At 43.7% G+C, this 5,983-nt stretch carries 4 protein-coding genes; all 4 read left to right on the top strand.

From position 1 onward, the window contains the following. Nucleotides 1-640: hypothetical protein (locus U9O96_05175; GenBank protein MEA2054491.1), on the top strand; the 640-nt coding region annotated here is incomplete at its 5' end. Nucleotides 641-738: 98 nt separating this feature from the next. Then, the gene (locus tag U9O96_05180) at nucleotides 739-1,494 is read left to right on the top strand and encodes a PKD domain-containing protein (GenBank protein ID MEA2054492.1); all 756 of its coding nucleotides are present in this window, start codon (nucleotides 739-741) and stop codon (nucleotides 1,492-1,494) included. Nucleotides 1,495-1,502: 8 nt separating this feature from the next. Beyond that, nucleotides 1,503-5,075: an Ig-like domain-containing protein gene (locus U9O96_05185; protein MEA2054493.1), complete on the top strand. Its 3,573-nt coding sequence runs from the start codon at nucleotides 1,503-1,505 to the stop codon at nucleotides 5,073-5,075. A 92-nt stretch (nucleotides 5,076-5,167) separates the two neighbouring features. Further along, a partial coding sequence (locus U9O96_05190; GenBank protein ID MEA2054494.1) for a carboxypeptidase-like regulatory domain-containing protein occupies nucleotides 5,168-5,983 on the top strand: 816 nt, incomplete at its 3' end.

Raw genomic sequence — 5,983 nt, forward strand, 5'->3', positions numbered from 1 at the left:
TCATCAGGAACAGCCGTTCCCACCAAATGCAACAACAACACCAAAAGCAATGGTATCTGTTTCATACAACCATACATTTGAATTGCATTACAATAATACAGGCTGGAATCTTATAACCATGCCAGTCAAGCATCCGTCCATCCACACAGCCAGCGACCTCATACAATACATTAACACTTTCTCTGCGGATAACTGTACCGTTGTTACAAGGTGGGACAGGGAATACCAGCGTTATGATAGTTACGTCGTTCCAGAAGGCGATGGATTCGGTGTTGCCTTTACGATTGTGCCGGGAGAGGGTTACTTCGTATTTGTAAAGACGAATATCACGGTATACATGGAGGGCTGTCTCATTGAATATGACGAGATAAATCTGACGCTCAACGTTGGCTACAATATGATAGGCTGGGCAAATCTTGAGGTTATCAATGCATCACAGCTTGCCGGCAATATTTCTGGCTGCACAAAAGTTGCAAAGTGGAACGCTTCGGCACAGGGCTGGTTCATGCCTGAGTATATCGTCGGTGACTCCCCTGACTTCAATATAAGCATCGGCGAGGCGATGTTCGTATTCAGACCGACAGGAGGTCATATACACTGGATTGGCGGCAGGGATATGCTGCAATTACCCCCGCCGTAGTCTCCTTCCTCTTTTTCTTTCCCTTTTTATACGTTTGATTTAATAGGCAAGATTTATAAAAAAACAAACCTTTTAGAAGTTGGTGAGGAAAGAGTAAAATGAGATATGGGCCAAAATTTTACGGAAAAGGCATTCTGACGATGGTTGCAATAGCTGTTATTACAATCATTTCTATTTCATCATTTGCCGAAGCAAGCAGCAATCCTCTTCCCATTTACGGATATGTTACCTATGATGGGAACGGTCTGTCTGGTATAGAAGTAAGGGCAACCAATGAGCGAACAGGAGGCACACTTACTGAGACAAGTGACGAAAATGGTGCTTATACTGTGACGTTTGGTGGTCCTGTATATGGATGGGAAGTTGGGGATACTATTAAGTTAAAGGCGAGAGGAACCGGAAACTATGAATGCCTTGGAGGAGGGAAAGAGATTACTATAACCTCGGACGAACCCATAAGAGCGGACATTACACTCCATCTTTCTTTGAATGCTGGTTTTGCGTTCACCCCTGAGAATCCCAAGGCAGAGGATAATGTATCCTTTACTGATATTTCAACGGGTACAATAACAAATCACACATGGAATTTTGGAGATGGCAATATCAGTTATGAGCAGAATCCTGTTCATGCTTATGCGTCAGAGGGAAATTATACTGTTGTTCTTACTATATATTGCCATACATTCAGCACGAGTGCATCATCGTTATTGCATGCGGAAAAACAGGAAGTAAACGATACGGATAATTCAAATGAAACAAATGGCACGGGCAGTACACCCGGCTTTCTCTTGCCATCGACCATAGCTGCACTGTGTGTCATGCTCGCAATATTTAAAAGAAGGAGATATATATAGCAAATGAAATGAGAAAAACTGCCTGCATCGTTATCATCATTCTTCTTGTTTTAACTCTCATTCCTATCATTAAATCAGGTACTGGCACGCCTTATACAGTACGTACTTATGTGTTTCTGGACGGTTCTCCGGTCAACGGTGCAACAGTTAAGGTTACTCTTACAAAGCCAGACCCTGATGTTTTTGGTTACGCTCAAAAAGTGGGAAAAGGCATATACGATGCACAACTCGGCAATTCTCCTTATAGTGAAACTGATTGGTTTAATGGCGACCCTATACGCGTTGATGTAAGATATGGCGACTATTATGCATGGGGCACTGCCTCGATTAACGTAGCTGAGGGATTCACACATTTTAATATCTCATTATCTGAACCCTCAAATAATACTTCTCCTGACAAGCCAACGAACCCATCTCCAAATGACGGAGAGACCAACGTATCGTTGAATCCGACGCTGAGTGTTGATGTGACCGATCCCGATAACGATACCATGGATGTTTCCTTTTACGATGCATCGGATAACCTGATAGGCACAGATACAAATGTTGCATCTGGAAGTACGGCAAGCGTTGAGTGGAGCAATCTGGCTTACAATACAACCTATTCATGGTACGCGGTTGCCGATGACGGCATTTATACCAATAAATCAGACACCTGGCATTTTACCACTGTCGAACCGCCCCTTTATACTTTGACGATGTCTGTCAGCCCTGAGGGGGGTGGTTCCGTTACCCTGAATCCGGACAAGTCATCATATGAGGAAGGTGAGGAGGTAATACTGACGGCTTTGCCGAATGCAGGTTATGTATTTGACAAATGGTCGGGAGATCTGGTTGGCACAAATTCGGTTAAGACAATCCATGTGTATAAAAATCTCAGCATAATCGCTCGCTTCAAGCCCGTACAGTATAACATGAATGTCAGTGTTGAGCCAAATAATACCGGTTCTGTTTCTCTGGAGCCATCAGGTGGGATATACGGTGCAGGTACCAACGTTACCATAACCGCCAATGCAAACGCAGGCTATGCATTCAGTTATTGGTCAGGAAATATATCTGGAAATGAGAACCCTGTTTCTATAACAATGGATTCAAATAAAAGCATAACCGCCCATTTTGTGACTAACTATCCTCCAAATGTGGAGATTACTTCTCCGATTGAAGGTGCCAATTTATCGGGCGTTGCAATAGTCCAAGGAACGGCAAGCGATGAAAACGGAAATGAGACGGTACAAAAAGTGGAAATAAAAATTGATAATGGAAGCTGGTGCAATGCTACAGGCACCATCACATGGAATTTTTCATGGGATACAACAACAGTTGATGACGGTGAACATACGATATATGCTCGGGCTTATGATGGAATGAATTACTCTGGCATTGAAGAAATAAACGTAACGGTGAATAACAACAGGCCGCCTTCCATGCCGATAATAAGCGGTGTATCGTACGGTTTAGTGGATGTTTCATACCCATTTTATGCAGTGTCCACCGATCCGGACAATGATACGATTAGATATGGATTTGACTGGAATGATAACGGCACCGTAGATGAATGGACAGGCTTTTATTTTTCAGGGCATTCGGCGCATGCAAATTATTCGTGGAACGAGACAGGAAATCATTCAATTAAAGTCATCGCTGAGGATGAACATGGCGTACAAAGCGAATGGAGTGAGCCCTTTTCATTTACCCTGTTTCAGAATGATACCGCACCTCCATCCTCTACCTGCGAACTTGGTAAGCCAACTGCAAATCTCAGCTATGGCGGCGATAACTACACTGCAACAAAGATATGCACGCCGATGTGGATCAATGCATCTGATGGAAATGGCTCAGGCGTCGAATGGCTCAATTACTCGGTGTGGTGGAATGCAACCCTCCCAACCAATTATCAGCAGCTATGTGCAGTAAATATAAGCGATAATGACGAGAACGATACCGACAACAGGACAGGTTTCATCTCAAAAGAACTTCATTTTGAGGAGGAATGCTTCCACGAGATAAAGTGGGATGTAGTCGATTATCTAGGTCATCAGGCTGTGCAGAAGTCAATTGATATTGCCGTCGATGGCACCGCTCCAACCATAAACAAGACGATTGGAGAGCCAAAATATATCGATGGAAAAGGCTGGACATGGGTCAACTGCTCTACAAATATCACCCTCCATGTCACCGATGACGGCTGCGGGGGCGGCGTCGGTGTCTGGAAGTTCGGTATCAATGTGTACTGGAATGAAACCCGGGTTGCACAGGGGCAGGTACAGGAATTCACGCTGATTGATACAATTGTGGTTGAAGATAATGATGAACATGATATCGATCCAGATAGGGGATCAATCTTGTATACGTTCCATTTCTCACAGGAATGCTTTTATGAACTAAAATTCTGGGCGGTTGACTACGTGGGCAACAACTGTACTTCAAAAGAAAAGTATATGGTTGACTGCACTCCATCTACCTCACGCGTGGACGATATCATTCCATATGAACAAGAAGATGTGCCATTCAACATAGCCGTCATTGACATAGAAGACCACGGATGCGAAGAATCGGGTCCAATAGGAGTATGCAAGGTTGAGGTTTACTACCTCTACGATGCAGACAACGAATCATGGGGCAATGACTGGGAGTTATGTGCCATAAATGACACCTTAATCACCCATCCAGATGGCACGGCAGACAACTGGACATTATCATTCACTGCACCTGAAGGTGCTGGCTGGTACCGTTTCAAATCAATTGCATATGACTGCCTCGGCAATGAGGAGCAACCGCCGTTCTATTACGGCACATATGATGCAGAATGCTATCTGAACATATCCCTCGTTTTGACTTTTGGCGAACCGGAATACGGGGGCTGGATATCTTTGCACACGCCCGTCAATATATCAATAATAAATAAAGATATTGAAGATATAATAGGAATATATTACAGAATATACAATAATGAAAGCTGGTCACCCCTGCCGGGGGACGGGGTTGGCAATGGGAATAACTTTTATCTCTATACAGGCAATTTCACTCTATCCGGCTTTGGCTGCTCTCATGGAAGCGGCTTAATTGAATTTTATGGAAATGGAACAAATGTGCAAAACGCATCGTTCAAGCTGGATGCACTGCCTCCCTCCACCTATTTTGATGTTGATGTGCCGTTTCTTGTGTGTGAATCTCTCTCAGCAGGGGTGTATGGCTATGATGAAGGTGCTGGAATAGCGGGCGTGGAGTTTTACTATCGTTACAGTTGCGACAATAGCACATGGGGAAACTGGACACTTGCATATGCTGATAGCTCAAGCCCTTACAACTTTAATTTTTCTCCAGATGTGGGATTTTATGAATTGAGTATTATTGGAATTGATTTCCTGGGGAACAACGAGCAAAGAGTGGTAAAAGATATGGTTAGAGTTTTCTCTCCCGATGTTAATGGTGACGGGCGGGTAAACATATTGGATATCGTAATGATTGCATCCCACTGGCAGGAGCATGTTGATGGCGATGAACATAGCCTTGATTTGAACGGCGACAGCATTATAAACATGCCCGATTTAATCCTTGCTGGACAGTACTGGACAGGGTAGTCATATTCGAAAAAATATAGAAATTTATATAAAGAAGGAGTATATTCCTTAACCTAACAACATGTGGATGCATAAAAGAAAGGAGGAATAAAATGAATAATGGAAAAGTAAGTATTTTGAGTAAGAAAAAGGGTATGGCAATGGCCATCGCCCTGATAGCGATAGCGGGATCTTTCTTGTATATTATGGGGGATGTAGAAGCAAGAACAGAGCCCTTGCTTATAAAAGGAACAGTTTACGGTACTGATGGTGTTACTCCTGTAGAAGGCGTTAATGTTACTGTCAGAAACGAAGCGACGGGAGAAGAGGGAACCAATAAAACTGATGCATCAGGAGGGTACAACATAACACTTGGCAGTCCTGAATGGCCGGAATGGCATGACGGCGACCTTCTTGTCGGTATAGCAGATGCAGACACACAGGCCGGCAGAAATACAACTAATATCGATGAAGAATTTTACAATGGCACTACCGGTCCTTATGGTCCTTATGGTGGTGGTGGTTACAACTGGCTCAACATTACGCTTGGCACGCTGAATGCAACAAGTTATATTGAGCTTGGTGCTCCAACATATAATATTTCATATGGCGGTGTCAACTACAGCGCCATAAAGGGATGCACGCCCGTGTGGATAAACGCATCTTATAGTGTGGAATGGCTCAATTATTCCGTATGGTGGAATGGGACGGCACCTGACGATTATATGCTTCTCTATACATTTAGCATTTATGACAACGATGAAAACGACGGCGATAACAGAACGGGTCATATCTCCGCCGAACTTCATTTCCTGGAGGAATGCTTCCACGAGATAAAGTGGGACGTTGTTGAATACGACGGTGATCACTCCGTGCAGAAGTCAATTGATATTGCAGTTGATACCACTGTCCCAGCCATAGAAAAGACA

The sequence above is a fragment of the Candidatus Thermoplasmatota archaeon genome, from assembly GCA_034660695.1.
Taxonomy (GTDB): Archaea; Thermoplasmatota; E2; order UBA202; family DSCA01; genus JAYEJS01.